This window comes from Mycobacterium colombiense, assembly GCF_001672755.1.
Lineage (GTDB): Bacteria > Actinomycetota > Actinomycetes > Mycobacteriales > Mycobacteriaceae > Mycobacterium > Mycobacterium colombiense_C.
Map to the genome: position 1 here is coordinate 52,984 of NZ_LZKI01000132.1, position 21,576 is coordinate 74,559.

General features: G+C 68.5%; 15 protein-coding genes. 3 read left to right on the forward strand and 12 right to left on the reverse strand.

Annotation, left to right across the window (positions count from 1 at the left end):
• Window positions 1-26 precede the first annotated feature (26 nt).
• The 6 genes from A5708_RS18205 to A5708_RS18230 form a co-directional block, all read right to left on the reverse strand.
• Window positions 27-782 carry a deoxyribonuclease IV gene (locus A5708_RS18205; protein WP_065029954.1) on the reverse strand — a complete coding sequence of 252 codons (756 nt, stop codon included), beginning with the start codon at window positions 780-782 and terminating at the stop codon, window positions 27-29.
• A 41-nt stretch (window positions 783-823) separates the two neighbouring features.
• Window positions 824-1,471 (reverse strand): dihydrofolate reductase family protein, encoded by a 648-nt coding sequence (locus tag A5708_RS18210; protein ID WP_065029955.1) that lies wholly within the window; start codon window positions 1,469-1,471, stop codon window positions 824-826.
• Between the two features lie 119 nt (window positions 1,472-1,590).
• Window positions 1,591-5,541: a DNA-directed RNA polymerase subunit beta' gene (locus A5708_RS18215; RefSeq protein ID WP_065029956.1), complete on the reverse strand. Its 3,951-nt coding sequence runs from the start codon at window positions 5,539-5,541 to the stop codon at window positions 1,591-1,593.
• Window positions 5,542-5,609: 68 nt separating this feature from the next.
• Window positions 5,610-9,128: a DNA-directed RNA polymerase subunit beta gene (locus A5708_RS18220; RefSeq protein ID WP_155766065.1), complete on the reverse strand. Its 3,519-nt coding sequence runs from the start codon at window positions 9,126-9,128 to the stop codon at window positions 5,610-5,612.
• A 391-nt stretch (window positions 9,129-9,519) separates the two neighbouring features.
• The gene (locus A5708_RS18225; protein ID WP_065029958.1) at window positions 9,520-10,530 is read right to left on the reverse strand and encodes an ABC transporter ATP-binding protein; all 1,011 of its coding nucleotides are present in this window, start codon (window positions 10,528-10,530) and stop codon (window positions 9,520-9,522) included.
• A gap of 182 nt (window positions 10,531-10,712) precedes the next feature.
• Window positions 10,713-12,215: a carotenoid oxygenase family protein gene (locus A5708_RS18230; RefSeq protein WP_065029959.1), complete on the reverse strand. Its 1,503-nt coding sequence runs from the start codon at window positions 12,213-12,215 to the stop codon at window positions 10,713-10,715.
• 71 nt (window positions 12,216-12,286) lie between these two features.
• On the opposite strand from A5708_RS18230, the gene A5708_RS18235 reads away from it, so the two are divergent.
• A complete protein-coding gene (locus A5708_RS18235; protein WP_065030066.1) occupies window positions 12,287-12,970 on the forward strand; it encodes a TetR/AcrR family transcriptional regulator in 684 nt (227 codons plus the stop codon).
• A gap of 48 nt (window positions 12,971-13,018) precedes the next feature.
• On the opposite strand, the gene rplL is transcribed toward A5708_RS18235, so the two are convergent.
• The 3 genes from rplL to A5708_RS18250 all read right to left on the reverse strand — a co-directional run bounded on the left by rplL (window position 13,019) and on the right by A5708_RS18250 (window position 14,787).
• Window positions 13,019-13,414 carry a 50S ribosomal protein L7/L12 gene (gene rplL, locus A5708_RS18240; protein ID WP_007767831.1) on the reverse strand — a complete coding sequence of 132 codons (396 nt, stop codon included), beginning with the start codon at window positions 13,412-13,414 and terminating at the stop codon, window positions 13,019-13,021.
• Between the two features lie 42 nt (window positions 13,415-13,456).
• Window positions 13,457-14,098 carry a 50S ribosomal protein L10 gene (gene rplJ / locus A5708_RS18245; RefSeq protein WP_065029960.1) on the reverse strand — a complete coding sequence of 214 codons (642 nt, stop codon included), beginning with the start codon at window positions 14,096-14,098 and terminating at the stop codon, window positions 13,457-13,459.
• Between the two features lie 248 nt (window positions 14,099-14,346).
• Window positions 14,347-14,787 (reverse strand): DUF1772 domain-containing protein, encoded by a 441-nt coding sequence (locus tag A5708_RS18250; RefSeq protein WP_065029961.1) that lies wholly within the window; start codon window positions 14,785-14,787, stop codon window positions 14,347-14,349.
• 65 nt (window positions 14,788-14,852) lie between these two features.
• Between A5708_RS18250 and A5708_RS18255 the strand changes: the two genes are divergently transcribed.
• On the forward strand, window positions 14,853-15,182 hold the full coding sequence (locus A5708_RS18255) for a winged helix-turn-helix transcriptional regulator (RefSeq protein WP_065029962.1): 330 nt from the start codon (window positions 14,853-14,855) through the stop codon (window positions 15,180-15,182).
• Here the strand turns inward: A5708_RS18255 and A5708_RS18260 are convergent.
• The 3 genes from A5708_RS18260 to A5708_RS18270 are packed head-to-tail and all read right to left on the reverse strand — an operon-like array spanning window position 15,175 to window position 20,892.
• On the reverse strand, window positions 15,175-16,095 hold the full coding sequence (locus A5708_RS18260; RefSeq protein WP_065029963.1) for an ROK family protein: 921 nt from the start codon (window positions 16,093-16,095) through the stop codon (window positions 15,175-15,177). The genes A5708_RS18255 and A5708_RS18260 overlap by 8 nt on opposite strands.
• Window positions 16,096-16,099: 4 nt before the next feature.
• On the reverse strand, window positions 16,100-16,717 hold the full coding sequence (locus A5708_RS18265) for a DUF7158 domain-containing protein (RefSeq protein WP_065029964.1): 618 nt from the start codon (window positions 16,715-16,717) through the stop codon (window positions 16,100-16,102).
• The gene (locus tag A5708_RS18270; RefSeq protein ID WP_065029965.1) at window positions 16,714-20,892 is read right to left on the reverse strand and encodes an NEW3 domain-containing protein; all 4,179 of its coding nucleotides are present in this window, start codon (window positions 20,890-20,892) and stop codon (window positions 16,714-16,716) included. Before A5708_RS18270 ends, A5708_RS18265 begins: the two co-directional genes overlap by 4 nt.
• A 55-nt stretch (window positions 20,893-20,947) precedes the next feature.
• On the opposite strand from A5708_RS18270, the gene A5708_RS18275 reads away from it, so the two are divergent.
• Entirely contained in the window at window positions 20,948-21,562 is a 615-nt protein-coding gene (locus tag A5708_RS18275) for a DinB family protein (protein WP_065029966.1), read from the forward strand.
• Window positions 21,563-21,576: the final 14 nt, after the last annotated feature.

Below are 21,576 nucleotides of genomic sequence, written 5' to 3' on the forward strand. Positions count from 1 at the left end.
CAAGAGGTGTAACAGCCGTGGGGCGGTCAGCCCTTGGTGTTCTCCCGCAGGAACGCGATGTCGTCCTTGCGGCCCTCGTCCGCGGTCTCGCAGATCACCGGCGCGGCGGCGGCCTCCACCACCGCGACGAGCAGCTGCGGGTCGATCTGGCCGGTGCCGAAGTTGGCGTGCCGGTCGGCGCCGGAGCCGGCCGCGTCCCTCGAGTCGTTGCAGTGCACCAGGTCGATGCGTCCGGTCAGAGCCTTGATCCGGTCGACCGCATCGATCAGCGCCTCACCGGCCGCCCAGGCGTGACAGGTGTCCAGGCAGAACCCAATTCCCTTGTCGCCGATGTGATCCCACAGTTTGCCGATGGTGTCGAAATAGCGAGCCATCGCGTGGTCGCCGCCGGCGGTGTTTTCCAGATACACCTGCACGTCTGTTTCCAGGTAGTCCAGCGCTTTGACCCACCGCTCGAAGCCGGCTTCCATGTCGTCGTCGTCGGCGTGGCCGCCATGCACGATGACCGCCGTCGCGTTGATCTGCGCGGCCGCGTCACAGGTGTCCTGCAAGATCTTGCGCGACGGGATCCGGATGCGGTTGTTCGCCGACGCCACGTTGATGAGGTACGGCGCATGGACGTACAACGGGACCGTCGACGCTTTGAGCGCCTCGGCATCGTCGCGGGGCATCGGTTTCTTCCAGCTCTGGGGGTTGCCGAGGAAGAACTGCACGACGTCGGCGCCGTCGGCCTGCGCGGCGGCCAGCGGATCGTCACCGTGGACATGAGAACCAATGAGCACGGGTCGAGTCTAGGCGCGGCCACCGACGCCGCGCACGGCCGTCATCGCCGCCAAAACAGGTGGTGCGTCACCCCGCTGGGACTGGGCACCACCTCGTGATGGAACGTGTCGTCGAGCTCGTCCGGTGACTCCCAGAGCCGCGATCCCGCGCCGATCTCGACGTCGGCGACCGCCACGTGCAGCGTGTCGACCAGGCCGGCGTCAAGGAATTGCCGGACGGTGGTCGCGCCGCCGCCGAGCCGGACGTCCTTGCCGTCCGCCGCGGCCATGGCCTGCTGCAGAACCTTCGCCGGTTCTCCGGAGACGAAGTGAAAGGTGGTGTCGGACAAGGTCAACGACGGACGCTCATAGTGCGTCATCACGAAGACCGGGGTGCGGAACGGCGGTTCGTCGCCCCACCACCCCTGCCACTCGAGGTGATCTTCCCAGGGTCCGCGATAAGGACTGAACTTGTTGCGGCCCATGATCTCCGCGCCGATGTTGTTCCGGTAGTCGCGGGTGAAGTAGTCGTCGAGGCCGCGCGTACCGCCGGGCTCACCGCGGCCCACCCAGCTCGCGGTCGCGCCGACCCAGGCGAACAACGCGGGCTGATCGGCGTCACCGAATGGCCGCTCCAAGCACTGATTGAGGCCGGCACCGAACCCGTCGCGGGACAGCATGAAGTTGTGGACTCTGAGCAGTTGGGTCAACGCGATTCCTCCTGGGATGGGCAGTCACAAGGTAGACCTCGCCCGCCGGCCGAACTCATCGCAGACGAAAAAACCCCCGCCGAAGCGGGGGCTTTTTCTCGTGCGCCGATTGCGGGGTGCTAGCGGTAATCGCTGTAGCCGTAGTCGTCCAGCGGCACCGCGGCACCGGTGGCCTGGCCGAAGTCCGGGCTGTAGTACTGATCCTCGTAGGACGGGATCGTGTACGCGGCGGCCCGGGCCTCCTCGGTCGGCTGCACCTGGATGTTGCGGTACCGGTTGATACCGGTACCGGCCGGGATCAGCTTTCCGATGATCACGTTCTCCTTCAGACCGTTGAGCTTGTCGCTGCGGCAGTTGATCGCCGCATCGGTCAGCACTCGCGTGGTCTCCTGGAACGACGCCGCACTCAGCCACGAGTCGGTGGCCAGCGACGCCTTCGTGATACCCATCAGCACCGGACGTCCGGCGGCGGGCTCGCCGCCCTCGGCAACCACCCGGCGGTTCTCCGCCTCGAACTCCGCACGGTCGATCAGCGAGCCGGGCAGGAACTCCGTCGAGCCCGAGTCGATGATGGTGACGCGGCGCAGCATCTGGCGGACGATCACCTCGATGTGCTTGTCGTGGATCGACACACCCTGTGCGCGGTAGACCTCCTGGACCTCGCGGACCAGGTGGATCTGCACCTCGCGGGGGCCCTGCACGCGCAGCACCTCGTGCGGGTCGGCCGAGCCTTCCATCAGCTGCTGACCCACCTCGACGTGGTCGCCATCGGACAGCACCCGCTCGGAACCGTCCTCGTGCTTGAACACACGCAGCCGCTGCCGCTTGGAGAGCTTGTCGTACACGACCTCTTCGCTGCCGTCGTCGGGAACGATGGTGATCTTGTAGAAGCGCTCACCGTCCTCGAGACGGACCCGCCCGGTGACGTCGGCGATCGGCGCCTTACCGCGCGGGATACGGGCCTCGAACAGCTCCTGCACCCGGGGCAGACCGCCGGTGATGTCCTCACCGACACCACCCTGGTGGAAGGTACGCATGGTCAGCTGGGTACCGGGCTCACCGATGGACTGCGCGGCGACGATACCGACCGCCTCGCCGATGTCGACCAGCTTTCCGGTCGCCATGGAGCGTCCGTAACAGGTCGCGCACACACCGGTACCGGTGGTGCACGTCAGCACCGAGCGCACCTTGACCGACGTGATGCCCGCGGCCAGCAGGGCCTCGATCTCGGGGTCACCCAGGTCCTCACCGCGCGGAACGACGACGTTGCCGGCCTCGTCGACCGCGTCGGCACCCAGAGTCCGTGCGTACGCCGAGGTTTCGATGTACGGGTCGCGGATCACGGTGCCGTCCGCCTGGCGCTCGGCCAGCTCGACGATGATGCCCCGCTCGGTCTCGCAGTCGTGCTCGCGGACGATGACGTCCTGGCTGACGTCCACCAGACGACGGGTCAGGTAACCCGAGTCGGCGGTACGCAACGCGGTGTCCGCCAAGCCTTTTCGAGCGCCGTGCGTGTTGATGAAGTACTCCAGCACGGTCAGGCCCTCACGGAACGAGGACTTGACCGGACGTGGGATGAACTCACCCTTCGGGTTGGTCACCAGACCCTTCATGCCGGCCAGCGTTCGCGTCTGGGTGAAGTTACCCGTGGCGCCCGAGTCGACGATCGTGATGATCGGGTTGTCGGCCGGGTAGTGCTCACGCAGCGCCTGGCCGACCTCGTCGGTGGCTTCCTTCCAGATCTCCACCAGCGCCTCGTTGCGCTCGTCGTGGTTCAAAGCACCACGCTGGAACTGCTTTTCGACCTTCTCGGCCCGCTCCTCGTACTGGTCGAGGATCTCCTTCTTGCGCGGCGGGACGAGCACGTCGGCCATCGAGACCGTGACACCGCTGCGGGTCGCCCAGTAGAAACCGGCGTCCTTGAGCTTGTCCACGGTCTGCGCGACCACGATCATCGGGTAGCGCTCGGCCAGATCGTTGATGATCGACGCCTGGACCTTCTTGTGCATCTGCTTGTTCACGAACGGGTAGCCCACCGGCAGCAGTTCGTTGAAAAGCACACGGCCCAAAGTGGTCTCGGCCATCCAGGCGTCGCCCGGCTGCCAGCCGTTGGCGCCGAACAGCTCGGCCTCGATCTCGGTCGGCGGACGCAACTGGGTCAGCCGCACCTTGATCTTGGCCCGCACCGACAGCACGCCGCGGTCGGACGCCATGATCGCCTCGGCCGGCGAGGAGTACACCCCGACCTCGGGCTCGTCCTTGGCGGCCGCCTTGAATTCGCCTTTGTCACCCTCGACCTCGGTGGTCAGGAAGTACAGGCCGGTCACCATGTCCAGACGCGGCATGGCGAGCGGGCGGCCCGACGCAGGCGACAGGATGTTGTTACTCGACAGCATCAGGATGCGGGCCTCGGCCTGCGCCTCGGCGCTCAGCGGCAGGTGCACCGCCATCTGGTCACCGTCGAAGTCGGCGTTGAACGCCTCACACACCAGCGGGTGCAGCTGGATCGCCTTGCCTTCCACCAGCATCGGCTCGAAAGCCTGGATACCCAGCCGGTGCAGGGTGGGTGCGCGGTTCAGCAGCACCGGGTGCTCGGCGATGACCTCCTCGAGGACATCCCACACCTGGGGACGCTGACGCTCCACCATCCGCTTGGCGCTCTTGATGTTCTGCGCGTGGTTGAGGTCGACCAGCCGCTTCATCACGAACGGCTTGAACAGCTCCAGCGCCATCAGCTTGGGCAGACCGCACTGGTGCAGCTTGAGCTGCGGACCGACCACGATGACCGAACGGCCCGAGTAGTCGACGCGCTTACCGAGCAGGTTCTGGCGGAACCGGCCCTGCTTACCCTTGAGCAGATCGCTCAGCGACTTCAGCGGGCGGTTACCCGGACCGGTGACCGGGCGGCCGCGACGGCCGTTGTCGAACAGCGCGTCCACGGACTCCTGCAGCATCCGCTTCTCGTTGTTGACGATGATCTCGGGCGCGCCGAGGTCGATCAGCCTCTTGAGGCGGTTGTTGCGGTTGATCACGCGGCGGTACAGGTCGTTCAGGTCCGACGTGGCGAACCGGCCACCGTCGAGCTGCACCATCGGGCGCAGTTCCGGCGGGATCACCGGCACCGCGTCGAGCACCATGCCCATCGGGGAGTTACCCGACTGCTGGAAGGCGGCGACCACCTTGAGCCGCTTGAGGGCGCGAAGCTTCTTCTGCCCCTTGCCGTTCCGGATGACGTCGCGCAGGATCTCGGCCTCGGCGTCGATGTCGAAGTTCTCGATCAGCTTCTGGATCGACTCCGCACCCATGGCGCCGGTGAAGTACTCACCGAAGCGGTCGATCAGCTCGCGGTAGAGGTTCTCGTCGACGATCAGCTGCTTGGGGGCCAGCTTGGTGAAGGTCGTCCAGATCTCCTCGAGCCGGTCCAGCTCGCGCTGGGCCCGGTCGCGCAGCTGACGCATCTCGCGCTCGCCGCCGTCGCGGACCTTGCGGCGGGCGTCGGCCTTGGCGCCCTCGGCCTCCAGCTCGGCCAGGTCGGCCTCGAGCTTCTGGGCGCGGGCCTCCAGGTCGGCGTCGCGCTGGTCCTCAATGGCCTTGCGCTCCACCATCATTTCGGCCTCGAGCGTCGAGAGCTCGTTGTGCCGCATCTCGTCGTCGACCGAGGTGATGACGTAGGCGGCGAAGTAGATGATCTTCTCGAGATCCTTCGGCGCCAGGTCGAGCAGGTAGCCCAGCCGCGACGGCACACCCTTGAAGTACCAGATGTGCGTGACGGGCGCCGCCAGCTCGATGTGGCCCATCCGCTCGCGACGCACCTTGGCGCGGGTTACCTCGACGCCACAGCGCTCACAGATGATGCCCTTGAACCGGACGCGCTTGTACTTGCCGCAGTAGCACTCCCAGTCGCGAGTCGGTCCGAAGATCTTCTCGCAGAACAGGCCGTCCTTCTCCGGCTTCAGCGTGCGGTAGTTGATCGTCTCCGGCTTCTTGACCTCGCCGTAAGACCATTGCCTGATGTCCTCCGCGGTGGCCAGGCCGATACGGAGTTCATCGAAGAAGTTGACGTCGAGCACGTAACTCCCTTTCCCCTTGCGGGTTTAGTTACCAATAAGAGGCTGGCTTGGCTGCAATAGGTTTGCCGCTAAGCCAGGTCCTCAACAGACGCAGATTCGTTGCGGGACAGGTTGATTCCCAGGTTCGCCGCCGCCCGCTCGAGGTCCTCGTCCTCGCCTTCGCGCAGCTCGATCGCCGCACCGTCCGAGGAGAGCACCTCGACGTTGAGGCAGAGCGACTGCAGTTCCTTGAGCAACACCTTGAAGGACTCGGGAATGCCCGGCTCCGGGATGTTCTCACCCTTGACGATCGCCTCGTACACCTTGACCCGGCCGACGGTGTCGTCGGACTTGATGGTCAACAGCTCCTGCAGCGTGTACGCCGCGCCGTAGGCCTGCATGGCCCAGCACTCCATCTCACCGAAGCGCTGGCCACCGAACTGCGCCTTACCACCCAGCGGCTGCTGCGTGATCATCGAGTACGGGCCGGTGGAGCGGGCGTGGATCTTGTCGTCCACCAGGTGGTGCAGCTTCATGATGTACATGTAGCCGACGGTCACCGGGTACGGGAACGGCTCACCGCTGCGGCCGTCGAACAGCACCGCCTTGCCGTCGCCGTTGACCATGACCTCACCGTCGCGGTTGGGCAGCGTGCAGGACAGCATGCCCTGCAGCTCCTCCTCCTTGGCGCCATCGAACACCGGCGTGGACACGATCTGGTCCGGCTGCGCGTGCCGCAGCTGCTCGGGCAGGTTGACCGCCCACTCGGGCGAACCGTCGATGTTCCAGCCGGACTTGGCCACCCACCCGAGGTGGGTCTCCAGGATCTGGCCGATGTTCATCCGTCGCGGCACACCGTGCGTGTTCAGGATGATGTCCACCGGGGTGCCGTCCGGCAGGAACGGCATGTCCTCGGCCGGCAGGATCTTGCCGATGACGCCCTTGTTGCCGTGGCGCCCGGCGAGCTTGTCGCCGTCGGAGATCTTGCGCTTCTGGGCCACGTAGACGCGCACCAGCTCGTTGACGCCGGCCGGCAGCTCGTCGTCGTCCTCGCGGGAGAACACCCGGATGCCGATGACCTTGCCGGACTCGCCGTGCGGCACCTTCAGGGAGGTGTCGCGGACCTCGCGAGCCTTCTCACCGAAGATCGCGCGCAGCAGCCGCTCCTCCGGCGTCAGCTCGGTCTCACCCTTCGGGGTGACCTTGCCGACCAGGATGTCACCGTCGCGGACCTCGGCACCGATGCGCACGATGCCGCGCTCGTCCAGGTCGGCCAGCACCTCGTCGGAGACGTTCGGGATGTCCCGGGTGATCTCCTCGGCGCCCAGCTTGGTGTCGCGGGCGTCGATCTCGTGCTCCTCGATGTGGATCGAGGTGAGCACGTCCTCCTCAACCAGCCGGTTGGAGAGGATGATCGCGTCCTCGTAGTTGTGGCCTTCCCACGGCATGATCGCCACGAGCAGGTTCTTGCCCAGCGCCATCTCACCGTTCTCGGTGCAGGGACCGTCGGCGATGACCTGGCCGGCCTCCACCCGCTCCCCCGCGTCGACGATCGGCGACTGGTTGGCGCAGGTGCCGTGGTTGGACCGCTCGAACTTGCGCATCCGGTAGGTGTGCCGGGTGCCGTCGTCGGCCATCACGGTGATGTAGTCGGCGGAGACCTCCTCGATCACACCGGCCTTGTCGGCCACGACCACGTCGCCGGCGTCGATCGCCGCGCGCAGCTCCATGCCGGTACCCACCAGCGGCGCCTCGCTGCGCACCAGCGGAACCGCCTGGCGCTGCATGTTGGCGCCCATCAGGGCACGGTTGGCGTCGTCGTGCTCGAGGAACGGGATCATGGCCGTGGCCACCGACACCATCTGGCGCGGCGACACGTCCATGTAGTCCACCTCGGACGAGGGCACGTACTCGACCTCGCCCGCCTTCCGGCGGACCAGGACGCGGGACTCCTCGAACCGGCCCTTGTCGTCGATCGGCGAGTTGGCCTGCGCCACGACGTGGCGGTCCTCCTCGTCGGCGGTCAGGTAGTGGATCTCGTCGGAGACCACACCGTCGACGACCTTGCGGTACGGCGTCTCGATGAAGCCGAACGGGTTGACCCGCGCGTACACCGACAGCGAGCCGATCAGACCGATGTTCGGACCCTCCGGGGTCTCGATCGGGCACATGCGGCCGTAGTGCGACGGGTGGACGTCACGGACCTCCAGGCCGGCGCGCTCACGGGACAGACCGCCGGGGCCCAGCGCCGACAGGCGGCGCTTGTGGGTCAGCCCGGACAGCGGGTTGTTCTGGTCCATGAACTGCGACAGCTGGCTGGTGCCGAAGAACTCCTTGATCGCGGCGACGACCGGCCGGATGTTGATCAGGGTCTGCGGCGTGATGGCCTCGACGTCCTGCGTGGTCATCCGCTCCCGGACCACGCGCTCCATGCGCGACATGCCGACCCGGATCTGGTTCTGGATCAGCTCGCCCACGGTGCGCAGCCGGCGGTTGCCGAAGTGGTCGATGTCGTCGGTCTCCACCGGCACCTCGGTGCCGCCGGGGACGGTCATCGTGGCCTGGCCCTCGTGCAGGCGCACCAGGTACTCGATGGTGGCGACGACGTCTTCCTCGGTCAGCGTCGAGCTGGTGATCGGCTCGCCCGCGTGCAGGCCGAGCTTTTTGTTGACCTTGTAGCGGCCGACGCGGGCCAGGTCGTAGCGCTTCTCCTTGAAGAACAGGTTCTCCAGCAGCGTCTGCGCGGACTCCTTGGTCGGCGGCTCGCCCGGACGCAACTTGCGGTAGATGTCCAGCAGCGCCTCGTCGGTGCCGGCGGTGTTGTCCTTCTCCAGCGTCGACATCATGATCTCGGAGAAGCCGAACCGCTCGGTGATCTGCTCGTTGGTCCAGCCCAGCGCCTTGAGCAGCACGGTGACCGGCTGGCGGCGCTTGCGGTCGATACGGACGCCGACGGTGTCGCGCTTGTCGACGTCGAACTCCAGCCACGCACCGCGGCTCGGGATCACCTTGACGCTGTGCAGCAGCTTCTCGGTCGACTTGTCGATGGTCTCGTCGAAGTACACGCCCGGCGAGCGGACCAGCTGGCTGACCACCACACGCTCGGTCCCGTTGATGATGAAGGTGCCCTTTTCGGTCATCATCGGGAAGTCACCCATGAAGACCGTTTGGCTCTTGATCTCGCCGGTGTTGTTGTTGATGAACTCGGCCGTGACGAACAGCGGGGCCGCGTACGTCATGTCCTTGTCTTTGCACTCGTCGACCGGCGCCTTGACCTCGTCGAAACGCGGGTCGGAGAACGACAGCGACATCGAGCCGGAAAAGTCCTCGATCGGCGAGAGCTCGTAGAGCACCTCTTCCAGGCCACCCACCGGAGTCGCTCCCGCCGCGGTCTCGCCGCGCGCGGCGGCGGCCTCACGCCACCGCGGCGCGCCGATCAACCACTCGAAGGAGTCGATCTGCACGTCAAGCAGACCCGGAACCTCGAGCGGTTCGCGGAGCTTGGCGAAGGAAACTCGGTTGGGCGCTCCAGGCACGGAGCCGTTTGAGGAACTTCCGTTAGAGGAACTTTGTGGGCGATCCGTCTTGCTCTGGCGGAAATCTGCCAAGATGCATCCTTCCAGCACCTCGTGCGACTCACGAAGACCGGGACCACCGGCCAGCTCGCCGCGAATTGTGTCGGTTCGGCCGGCGAACGATCTGTCCGGATCTCACGCGCAACTAGAACTAAGCCGCTTGAGGGGGCTCAGGCTTAGACCACGGTGTCAGGTGGCGGGTGAGGTGGGCAGGAGGTAGCCAGCGCAACGTCCAACAATAGCGCAGGACGGCGCATTCCTCAACTTCCCACTATCAGCAGTCCAGGGACATCGGCGCTGGCTGGCGTTTCGACTTTCCGCTGGATACATGCTGCCCAACAGACTGGCCCGTTTACGGCCCGCCGTCAAGAGGGCGGGCCGTCGTGTTACGCGGAGTTATCGCGAAACACGACGGGCCGGCCGGCTAGTCGCCGAACTCGTGGGTGCGGTACTTGTGGGTCCCTTCGAGGTCGTCGAGGATGGCGGCCTGAGCGTTCTTGGGCAGGGTGTGCAGGATCTCGCGGACGCGGGCCTGGCGGCGGCCGACGGCCTTGCGCTCGGGCATGCCGGGCGTCGCGGTGATCTGCGGCGGCACTCCCTCGATCTCCTCGACACCGCCGGCGTGGTGACCGGCGTCGAGCAGGGCCTGCTCTTCGGCCATGGTGGCCTCGTCCTTTTCCTCCGACATGCCGATCGGCCCGATCCGGCGACCGTTGAGGAACTGCCGCACCACCGGCTCGTCGCTGGTCAGCAGCACCTCGCGCGGGCCGAACATGACCAGCTTGCGACGGAACAGCATGCCCATGTTGTCCGGCACGGTGCGAGCGATGTTGATGTTGTGCGTCACGATCAGCACGGTGGCGTCGATCTGGGCGTTGATGTCGAGGATCAACTGGCTCAGGTACGCGGTACGGACGGGGTCCAGACCGGAGTCGGGCTCGTCGCACAGGATGATCTGCGGGTCCATCACCAGGGCACGGGCCAGGCTGGCGCGCTTGCGCATACCGCCGGAGATCTCGCCGGGGAACTTCTTCTCGTCGCCACCGAGACCGACGAGGGTCAGCTTCTCCATGACGATGTCACGGATCTCGCCTTCCTTCTTCTTGGTGTGCTCGCGCAGCGGGAAGGCCGCGTTGTCGAACAGGTTCATCGAACCGAACAGGGCACCGTCCTGGAACATCACGCCGAACAGCGTGCGGATCTCGTAGAGCTCCTTGGCCGAGCACTGCAGGATGTCGGTGCCGTCGATGACCACCGAGCCACGCTCGGGCCGCAACAGACCGATCAAGGACTTCAAGAACACCGATTTGCCGGTACCCGACGGCCCCAGCAGAACGCTGACCTCCCCGGCGGGGATTTCCAGCGTCACGTCTTCCCAAATCCTCGAGGAGCCGAAGGACTTCGTGAGTCCATTCACCTCGATAGCGACGCCCATGGGAAATCCTTCCGTCGAAACTCGTGCCCGCCACCTGCCCTTTTGTGTGGCATGAGTCACTGTAGCGCACGCCTGCCACACGGCAGCAGGGATGCGGGCGACAGCGGGGAAAAATTGACGGTCCTGAGATCAGCCGGAAGCCCGCACGGCACAACTTATTTGACGCGCGTGTTAGCCGAACGTTAGCCAGTTGGCGCCCAGTTGCCGTGGAAGCCCATCGGCACCCGCTGCGGCAGGTGCACGGTGGCCACCCGCTCGAGCGTCTGCGCGTCCAGCAAGAGCAATTGGCCCTCGTCGCTGCCGCGGTGATAGCCGAAGCCCATCAGGACACCGTCGTCTTCTGCACGGGCGGCGGGGTTTGGCACAAAGCACATCTCGCCGAGTAAAAGGCCCGCATCGAGGGCCGCGGCCGTACTCGATCCGGTCGCATAGTCGTGCTTGTAGAGCGCGGTGGACATCTGGGACGCCCCGTTCGACAAGTAGCCGCCGTCGGTGCCGATGGTGTAGCCGAATCGGTGCCGCCCGCCCAGCAGGCCCTCGTTGATGCGCGGGAACTCCTGCGGGCGATCGTCGCGGCGTTCGCTGGACACCGCCCCGGTCGTGAGGTTGACGGTCCAGCGGTCCAGCGTCGGCCGGCTGTCGCCGGGACCGCGCAGGTCGCGGTCGAACATCCGCGAGTAGCGGACCACGTCGAGCACCAAAACCTCAGCGCCACCGCGCATCTCGGAGTAGGCGTTGAGCGGGTGGTAGAGATAGCAGGGTTCGATGTCGAACCAGCGGACGTCCTTGTTGCCGCCCTCGCGCGGCATGACTCCGATGCGCGCCCGGTAGTCAGGATTCCAGCGGTACGGCATCCGATTGATCGGTTCGCGATTGCGGTTGATCATCGTGGTCATTGGACCGGGGACCCGGACGCGTCCGATCAACGACTGCATCACGAGCCGGGCGGGCAGACCCAGCCAACGCGGCACGTTCGCCGGCATCACCTGCACGGGATCGAACGTCACCGGCAGGTCGTAGATCACCACGTATTTATCGGTCAGCGAGAAGTCGTGCATCATCGGCGACCCTGCCACCTCGATGTCGACGGTGCGGCGGGCGCGGCCGGCGGTGTCGATCACCGAGTACTGCACGGTGCGCCCGCGGGTGAACGCGTAAGACACCGCGTGCAATTCGCCGGTGCGGGGATCGCGGTGCGGATGGGCGGTATAGCCCCCGAACAGGGTGCCGTCGAAATCGCACGGCCCCTCGGTGTCCAGTTCGTCGGTAAGCCGGTAATTCGCCCCGCCCCCCTCGACGAGCGCCAGCGTTTGCCCGGCATGGCTCAGCACATTGGTGTTCGGGCCGACGGAGAGCATCCCGGCGCGCGGGTTCAGCCCTTGCGGCCCCGCCTCGGCCAGCGCCCTGCAGACGTGCGCGGTGCGCACCCAGCGGTTGCGGTACCAGCGGGCCTGCCCGTCGCGCAGTGCCACCCCGTGCACCATGCCGTCGCCGCTGAACCAGTGGTAGACGGCCGGGTCCACCTCGGCCACCGGATTGGGCCCATTGCGCAGATAGCGGCCGTCGAGGTGTTCGGGAATGCGTCCGGTGACGCGCAGATCGTGCGCGGTGACTTCCGCGCTCACCGGCGCCAGAAAGTCCTCGAGGTAGGGGTTGCCGGGTTTGGCGGTTTCTGTAGTCACCATCGCTGAGCTCCTATAACATTGTTATTGCAGCGTTATTGGCACGGTACGCCGCCGATGAGAAGATGGCAACGATGACTTCAGAGGTTCAGCGCAGCGTTCGCGACGAAATGCTGCACGCCGCGGTCGGCCTGCTCGACGAGCACGGGCCCGACGCCCTGCAGACGCGCAAGGTGGCCGGCGTCGCGGGCACCTCCACGATGGCGGTGTACACGCACTTCGGCGGGATGCGGGGGCTGATCGCGGAGGTGGCCGAGGAGGGCCTGCGGCAGTTCGACGCCGCGCTGACGGTGCCGCGGACCGCCGATCCCGTCGCCGATCTGTTCGTCACCGGCGCGGCGTACCGGCGCTACGCCATCAGGCGCCCGCACATGTACCGGCTGATGTTCGGCAGCACCAGCGCACACGGCATCAACGCGCCCACCCACAACGTGCTGACGTTGACGGTCGCCGAGATCGAGCGGAGCTACCCCAGCTTCGCGCACGTGGTGCGCGGGGTGCACCGGTGCATGCTGGCCGGCCGGATCGAAGCCGGGGGCGGTGTGGAAAACGGTGTCGACGACGCGTCCGTCGTGGCCACCGCGGCCCAGTTCTGGGCGTTGATCCACGGGTTCGTCATGCTGGAGCTGGCCGGCTATTACGGCACCGACGACTCGGCAGTCGCACCGGTGCTTGGTGCGATGACTACGAATTTACTTGTCGCCCTTGGGGATTCACCCGAGCGGGTGGCGCAGTCGCTGCAGTCGGCCCGGCACTGAACGCACGAAACCCCCGGGACGGTGATCCCGGGGGTTTGCGCTTGCGACTTACTTGACGGTGACGGTGGCGCCGGCGGCCTCGAGCTTGGTCTTGGCCTCGTCGGCGGCCTCCTTGGCCACCTTCTCCAGCAGCGGCTTGGGGGCGCCGTCGACCAGGTCCTTGGCCTCCTTGAGGCCCAGGCCGGAGACGATCTCGCGGACCACCTTGATGACGCCGATCTTCTTGTCACCGGCGGCCTCGAGGATGACGTCGAACTCCGACTGCTCCTCGGCGGCCTCGGCGGGCGCACCACCGGCGGCGCCACCACCGGCGGCGGCAACGGCGACCGGGGCGGCCGCGGTGACCTCGAAGGTCTCCTCGAACTTCTTCACGAAGTCGGAGAGCTCCAGCAGGGTCATTTCCTTGAAAGCGTCGAGCAGGTCGTCAGTAGACATCTTTGCCATGGGTATGGGTCCTTCCTTGTTTTTCCAGGTTCGGGTTGGTTGTTATTCGGCTTCGGCCGGGGTTTCCGGCGCCTCAGCGGGTGCTTCCGAAGCGGGTTCCGGGGTGGCGTCCGCGGCGGGCTCCGCGGCTGCCGCGGGTTCTGCAGCAGCGGCGGGGCCTGCCGGAGCTTCGGCGGCCTTCTTCTCCTGCAGGGCGGCCGCGAGCCGGGCGACCTGCGAAGCGGGAGCGTTGAACAGCCCCGCCGCCTTGGCGAGGTTGCCCTTCATCGCGCCGGCCAGCTTGGCCAGCAGCACCTCGCGCGACTCGAGGTCCGCGATGCGCTCGACTTCGGCGACCGTGAGCGCACGGCCGTCCATGTAGCCGCCCTTGATGACCAGCGCCTTGTGGTCCTTGGCGAAGGTCTTGATGGCCTTGGCGGCATCGACCGGTTCCCCGGTGACGAATGCGATCGCCGTCGGGCCGGCGAACAGCTCGTCGAGCCCCTCCACCCCGGCCTCCGAAGCCGCACGCTTGACCAGCGTGTTCTTGGCCACCGAGTAGGTGGCCGCCCCGTTGAGCGAGCGCCGCAGCTCGGCCAGGTTGGCGACGGTCAGACCGCGGTACTCCGTGATCAGGGTTGCGGTCGACTCCTTGAACTGCTCGGCGATGTCTGCAACGGCGGTGGCCTTGTCAGCCCTGGCCATGCCTACCTCCTGAAGTGAAAGTCAATGCGACGTGTCGTCTCGATGCCCCCGAAGAACGACGAAAGCCCCGGCGCAGAAGCGGCCGGGGCGTAAAAGTACGCCGGCGCGAGCCGGCGCTGATGCCTCGTCCTCCTGCGTGGGCCGCCGGGATGCTCCCGGACCTTCAACCGATTGCTCGGTGACCGACGGTCTTCGGTGGATCGGCTAACAGAATAGCGTGGCCCGCGCGATCAGCCAAAACGGCGGGCTCAGGTGACGGCCAGGACCAGCAGGACGAACACCGCCAGCAGCAGGATCACCCGCACCCGGTGCCGTCGATCCCAGCGGGCGGCGAGCTCGCGGGAGAGCTCACCGGTGCTCGGCCACTTCGCGATGCGGTTGTTGATCGGCACCAGCAGGGCGAGGGTCAGCAGGATCACCGCGGCCATCAGTGCCGCGGCGATGCCGCAGAGCCAGTCGCGCTGCTCGCCGCGCTCCTGGATGGCGAGCGAGGCCACCAGCAGCAGGGTGACGGCATACCAGAACGGCATCGTCGTGCCCAGCGCCCGGGCGGCTCCGCCGCGGGCCGCCCGGAAGCCGTCGTCGGGCAGCCGGGCGATGAGCGGGTTGAAGAAGACCGCGACCGCCAGCTCCACGCCGACCATCAGTCCGGTAACCACGACCGCGACCGCGTCGATGCTGTTGTTCATGGCAACGACCTTGGCGGTTATGCTGACAAATATCAAGGTACTGACAAATTAGTCAGCGAGGTGTCGTGGCCGTATCCAAGAAGGAACTCAGCGACTGCCCGATCGATGCCGCGCTGTCGGTGATCGACGGCCGCTGGAAGGGCACCATCCTGTGGCGACTGTGCGACGGCCCGATGCGCACCGCCGAACTGCGGCGCAGCATCCCCGGCATCACCGAACGCATGCTCATCCGGCACCTGCACGAACTGGTCGACGCCGGGATCATCGAGCGCCACGACGCGCGCACGGTGCCGCCGTGCGTGCACTATTCGATTTCCGAATACGGCATGACGCTGGGGCCGGTGCTGGCGAGCCTGTGCGACTGGGGCCGAAAGCACATGCAACGGGTCAGCTGAGCATCGCGAGCCGGGCCGCGCCGATCAGGCCGGCCGCACCGCCGAGCTGGCCCGGCAGGACCCGCAGCCCGGACAAGAAGTCCAGGCCGGCGTATTCGGCGAGCTTCGCCCGCAGCGGGTCGAAGAGCAGCGGCCCGGATCTGGCGACACCTCCCCCGATCACCACGAGATCCAGATCGCACACCGCGCCGACCGACGCGATCATCGCGGCGAGCGCGTTGGCGCCCCGGTGAAATGCCTGCTCGGCCAACGGGTCTCCGGCCGCCGCCGCGGCCGCCAGGTCGCTCGCGCCGGCCTCGGGCGGCGCGGCCCAGCCGCTCTCCCGCGCCCGGCGCACCATCCACGGCCCGGATGCGACGGTCTCCACGCAGCCGTGACCGCCGCAGGTGCAGGGCCGACCGTCCAGTTCGACCACCACGTGCCCGACGTGACCGGCGTTGCCGGTGCGCCCCGAGTAGGGCACGCCGTCGAGCACCAGTCCACCGCCCACCCCGGTGGAGACCACCATGCCCAGCAGGAACCGGGCGTCCGGGGCCGCGTTCTTTCCCGCCCCGATCCACTGCTCCCCCAGGGCCATACAGACGCCGTCACCGGCCAGCACCACCGGCAGTCCCGGCACCGCCGCGGCGACCTTGTCGCGCAACGGGAACCGGTCCCAGCTGTGGATGTTGATCGGGCTGACGGATCCGCTGGGCAGATCGATGGGTCCGGCCGAGGCGATCCCGACGGCGCCGACCGGAGCGTCCGCCGCCTGCAGCGCGTCGGCGATCATCGCTTCGACGACGGCCCACACGTCGCCGGCGGCGGGGGTGACGGGGGTAGGCCGGATGGCGGTGTACACCAGTTTTCCGCCCGGATCCGCCAGCGCGGCGGCGATTTTGGTGCCGCCGATGTCCAGGCAGAGGGTGAGCATGGGCTCAGTGCCGGTGGGTGTTGTCGTGTTGGCGGGGGTCGCCGGGATGCTCGTAGCCGGGCGCCAGCTTCACCAGCGCGGCGCGGCGCGCGTCCAGCCACAACCGGAAGGCGCGCCGCCGTGCGGCGCCGCGCAGGTGCTCCTCGATCGCCGATCGCACCTCATCCAGCGGTGGAGCCGCCGATGCCGTTGTGCACCAGCCATCTTCGACCTGTTGCGTCGCGGCGAAGCGCAGCGGGTTGCGGGCGTGATAGGCGGCCACATCGGAGTCGGTCACCCGCACCTCGGCGGTGACGTCGGCGAACAGCGCCCGGGCGCGCGGATCGGCCAGCACGGCGGCGGCGACGCTGCCGATCTCGAGCCGGGCGGTGACGTCGGGCAGCAGTTCGGCCTCGGACGGCGCGCCGCGCGCGCTCAGGCCGCGCGCCTCGGCCTCCGCGGCGACCACCCGCTCGGTGACGATGAGCTGGGTCAGCCACCGCCGCAGCTGGCGGCCCTCGCTGGTGCCGCTGACGGGCAGGGCGGCCGCTCCCCGGCCGGCGCGCAGCCGCGCCTCGGCGGCGTCCAGGACGCCGGGCGAAACGGGCACGCCGGCAACGGTCGCTATCGGATGGATGCTCATGTCACCGTCACCTTCACCGCCGGCGAGTAGAGGAGTCGGCCGGCGCAGCCGATTCGCACCAGCGCCCACCACTGGCCGGGTTCCAGCCAGGCCGGCGGGGTCAGCTGGAAGCCTAGGTCGACCGTGCCGCGGGCGGGTAGCACCGCGCCGAGGGCGCCCGGACCCATCCATTCCCAGGTGCCCCAGGGGCTGATCAGGTGCGCCTCCAGCGCCAACTCGGCGCCGGCATGGCTGCCGACCGTGATGGTCACGGCGCCTACCTCGCCGGGTGCGAGCGTGACCTCGGTGGGTCCGTCGACGAGGTAGACCAGCTCGCCCGCTGCCCCGCCCACGGTCACCACGCAGACGTCCTCGACGGGCTGGCGCCAGGACACCGGGACCTCGTCGCCGGTGACGCGGAGTTCGGCGCGGACCGGGTAGCAGCCGGGTTCGGCGCCATCCGGGACCGACACCAGTACGTCTTTGTATAAGAAGTCGCCGCCGCCGAGGGTGACGGGCAACTCGGCGGGCCTGGCCTTCCAGCCGTCCGGACACCGGAGGGTGACGGCGCCGCGCAGCGCGGCGTCGGTGCTGTCGCAGGCCGCGGTGAGGCGCAGCGTCACCGCGCCGCCGGCCTCCGCGCTCGCCTGCTGCGGGTGCAGGTGGGCGACCGCCGGTAGTCCGCCGAGCGGCGCGGGGCCGCGATTGTGCAGCCAATACCGGGCGTACAGCGGCTGCGCGGCCTCGGCGTGCGGGGCCAGAACGGCACCGCCGGCCGCGGCCCGCGACGCGTCCACCCGGGCCAGCACAGTCGACACCTGATAGCCGTGCAGCTCGACCGCGGACACGGCTTCGGGGTGGGTTTCCAGCAGATCGGCGCGACGCAGGTCGCGCAGCGTCGCGACGTCGGAGTCGAGGACGACGGGGGTGCCGGCGCCGGTGGTCTCCACCAGGCGCAAGGCCACCGCGGTCGGGTCCACCGGCGCCGCGCGGCCCTCGGTGAGTGGGTTGCCTGCGGCCTTGAGGGCGCCCAGCTGTACCGATTCGGGCTCGACGCGCAGCAGCGATCCGGCCGGCGGCAGCGCGTCCCGTCGCCGGCCCGGTGTGACGGCGAGCAGCGGCTGAGAGAACTGCGCGCTGCGGGTGGGGATCCCGGCCCGCCGCCAGTCGCCCGCCCCGCTGACCAACGCGTAGTCGAAGGCGTGGGTCCAGTGCTGCAGTTGGAAGTTGGAGCCGTCCGGCGCGGTGCGGCGTGGGTCGTCGATCCAGATGCCCGACGGCCAGCCGGTGCACGACCGCATCAGCGCGGTGTGCAGGGTGCCCTCGGTGTCGACGGCGAAGCTGGGCACCCCGCGGTTGAGCAGGGCGACGGTGTGGTCTTCGAAAGCGTCCGTTCCTGAGGGTGATTGCTGCGTCACGGCGACCTCGGCGTCGCCGAGGTCGCAGGCCACCGCGGCGATCGCCGCCCGCAGGTCGTCGTCGTCGCGGCCGTCGATGATCAGCACCGGCAGCGCCCGCGGCGCACGCAGGTCGGCGTCGGGCACCCACACCGCGTCCAGCGACGTCTCGGCCGGCACCCACACCAGGGCCCGGCCGGTCGCCGCCAACTGGCGCTCCAGCTCGTCGGCGTACGCGGGAGCGTCGGCCAGCACGGCCGCGGCGAAGGAGCTGCGGGTGGGGCCGCCGAGCGCGATGCGCACGTCGGGCAGGTTCGAATCGACCTCGAGGTGGCCGTAGCGCGGCTTGCCGGCGGCGCTGCAGGTGGCCGTGACGCCGGCGCGCACCAGCGCGACCATCAGCTCCCGGGCCAGCGGCCCGGCCATCGCCTCGGTCGGCGACACCACCTCGGCGACCGACACGGCCCGCACGCCGGTGCCCGACACCCGGATCCGGGCCGCCGAGGAAAGGCCGAACCAGCCGTACGCCGGGTTGTCCAAGGTCCACAGGTGCCGGCCGGTGTCCACCGAGCGGGAGCCGCCGGGGCCGTCATGGAGCAGCGCGAAACCGCGGCCGACGACGGCGTCGCCCACCTCGCTGACCGGCATGGCGCCCGGCACCGGGCACGGCCAGCGCAGCCGCACCAGCTGATCGGCGCCGCTGAACTCGTCGACGGTGGTGCGGCAGTCCACGCGCGCGACGCCGCGCCACAGGGTCAGGGTCTGGGTGTAGCGCAGCAGCGTGCCGATCCGGCCGTGCACCACCAGGCGCTCACCGAGCGGCCCGTGGAAGGCCTGCACCCGCGCGGGCTCTTCGGACGAGCACACCACCGGCCCCTTGGGCAGCAGGTGCCACGGGCCCTCACCCTGGTTCGGGTGCGCCGGGTACTCCTCGTAAACCGCGAGCTCGTTGCCCAACCGGCCGGCGGCAATCAGCTCGCGGCCGTCCTGCAGCAGCGAGGCGACCCCGCCGCCACGCGCCGGGTCGACCCGGACGCGGTAGTGCTCGTTGGCGATCACCGATCCCGCCACCGGTTCCCAGCCGGCCGCCTCGCCCCGGCCGGGCCCGGGCTCCAGCCGGTACGCCCGCCACCCCAACGACGGCACCTCGCGCGCCAGCCAGCTGACCGACCGGCCGTCGTGCTCGACGTGCGCCGCCAGCTCGGCACCGTCGGCGTCGAGCACCCGCACCCGGGCGCCCAGCGGCCTGTCGAGGCGCGCGGTGACGATGTCGCTGCGCCGGCAGGTCAGCGGATTCCACACGATCACGTCGCCCTCGCCGGAACCGACCTCGCCGGACAGCAACGCCAGCGCGTTGTCGCGCGCCGCGCGGCCCAGCTCCCAGGCGTCGCGCCATCCGGTCAGCAGGTCGAGGTACACCTGGTCGGATTCCGAGCCGGTGATGGCGTCGTGGTGCGCGCCGTAGACCAGCTGCACCCACGCCTTGGCCAGGGCGGCCTGCGGGTATTCGGCGCCGGTCAGCACCCCGGCGAACACCGCGAAACGCTCGGCCTGCAGCACGGCGTTCTCGGCGGCCCGGTTGGCCTGCTTGGTGTCGATGTAGGACACGTCCTTGCCGGTGTAGATCGGGTTCATGTCCCGGGTCTGCGGTGACGGCACGCGGTCGCGCCGCGCCAGTTCGGCGCGCACCGCCGCGAAGAACTCGCACGGCAGCGCGCACACGAAGCGCGGCCAGGTGTAGCGGGCGGCCCAGTCGCGGTGGATGTCGGTGACCCACTTGTTCGGCGGGGTGTAGTCGGTGCCGACGGGCAGCAACACGTTACGGGTCAGTGCGACCTTCTTGAGCTGCTCGAACAGCTCATATGTGGCGTCCTCGGCCTCGCCCAGCGACGCCGCGGAGTCCATCCACCAGCCCGCCGAATAGTGCGCGGGCATGTAGTGGGTGAGCAGGCCGCGGCCCGACGGCGAGATCCACTCGAACTCGCTGGCGAACTGCATGCGCTCGACGTCGCCGCCCAGCGCCGGGCCCCACTGGTGGTGCGGTCCCCTGGCCCACGAACTCGACGTCAGGCCGGCGTCGGCGGCCATCCCCGGGAACTGCGGATCGTGGCCGAACACGTCCAGCTGCCACGCGGTGGCCGGGTTGGCCCCCATGATGTGACGCTGGAAACCCATGCCGTGCACCAGGTTTCGAATCGTCGTTTCCGGGCTGGTGAGGTTGGTGTTGGGCTCGTTGTAGGTGCCGCCCATCACCTCGACGCGGCCCTGGCCGATGAACCGGCGCAGGTCGGCCCGGTCCTCGGGGCGGGTGTCCCAGTACGGCTTTAGGTAGTCGACCTCGGCCAGCACGAACTTGTAGTCGGGGTCGCGGCGCGCCATCTCCAGGTGCGCGTGCACCAGGTCGAAGCCGTTGCGCTGGCGGGCCCGGCCCGGCGGGTCCTCGGTCCACTCGCTGGTATAGGCGCCCTGGGTGTTCCACCACACCGGGTCGTAGTGGAAATGGCTGACCATGAACATGGTCCAGCCGGGCTCGGCCACGGTGAACTCGAACGGCAGCCGCTGACCGCCGGAAAGCGCCCGCGCGGGCCGGCGCTGGCCGACGACGGCCTCGTCGACGCTCACCGCCACCTCAACGAACTCGTCCCCGGGCTCGGCCACCGCCCGCCCGCGCAGGCCGCGGCCGTCGATGCGGATCGGCGTGGGTTCGGCGCACTCGGACACGGTGACGCGGACCAGTTGCAGCGGCGCGTCCGGGGGCCCGACGAAGAGCTCGGTCGGCTCGGCCTTGGTTATTCGCATGCCGAAACCACCTGCATTACCGCACCTTACGGCGCGCGCGACCTAGGATCGACCAATGCCCGCCCTCGCCCCACCGGTCGCCGACGAACGCAGCGCCCTGCGCGAATTCCTGGCGTTTCACCAGAGCGCGTATTTCGCGGTCAGCCTCGGCCTCACCGACGATCAGGCCCGGTCCGCGCCCTCGGTCAGCGCGCTGTCGATCGGCGGGCTGGTCAAGCACGCGACCGGAATGCAGCACAGCTGGATGGCGCGCGTCGCCGCCGCACCGGACGCGCCGGCGAAAGACCCGCGACCCTTCGAACAGATCGCCGCGGAGTTCGCCGACCAGCATGTGATGCGGCCCGACGAGACGCTGGCCGGGTTGCTGGGGGCGTTCGAGGCGCAGAACGCGACCTCGCTGCGGCTGGTGGAGACCGCCGACCTGGACGCCGCCGTGCCCGTTCCGCACGACATCCCGTGGTTTCCGAAGAACCAGCAGGCCTGGTCGGTGCGCTGGGTGATCCTGCACGTGATCAACGAGCTGGCCCGGCATGCCGGGCACGCCGACATCATCCGGGAGACGATCGACGGCGCCACCATGTACGAGTTGATCGCCGCGCGGGAGGACTGGGCGATCGAGGGCTGGGTGCAGCCGTGGAAAAGCGGGGACAGCGGCGGGCGGCCGAGTTAGAGGATTGGGACTCA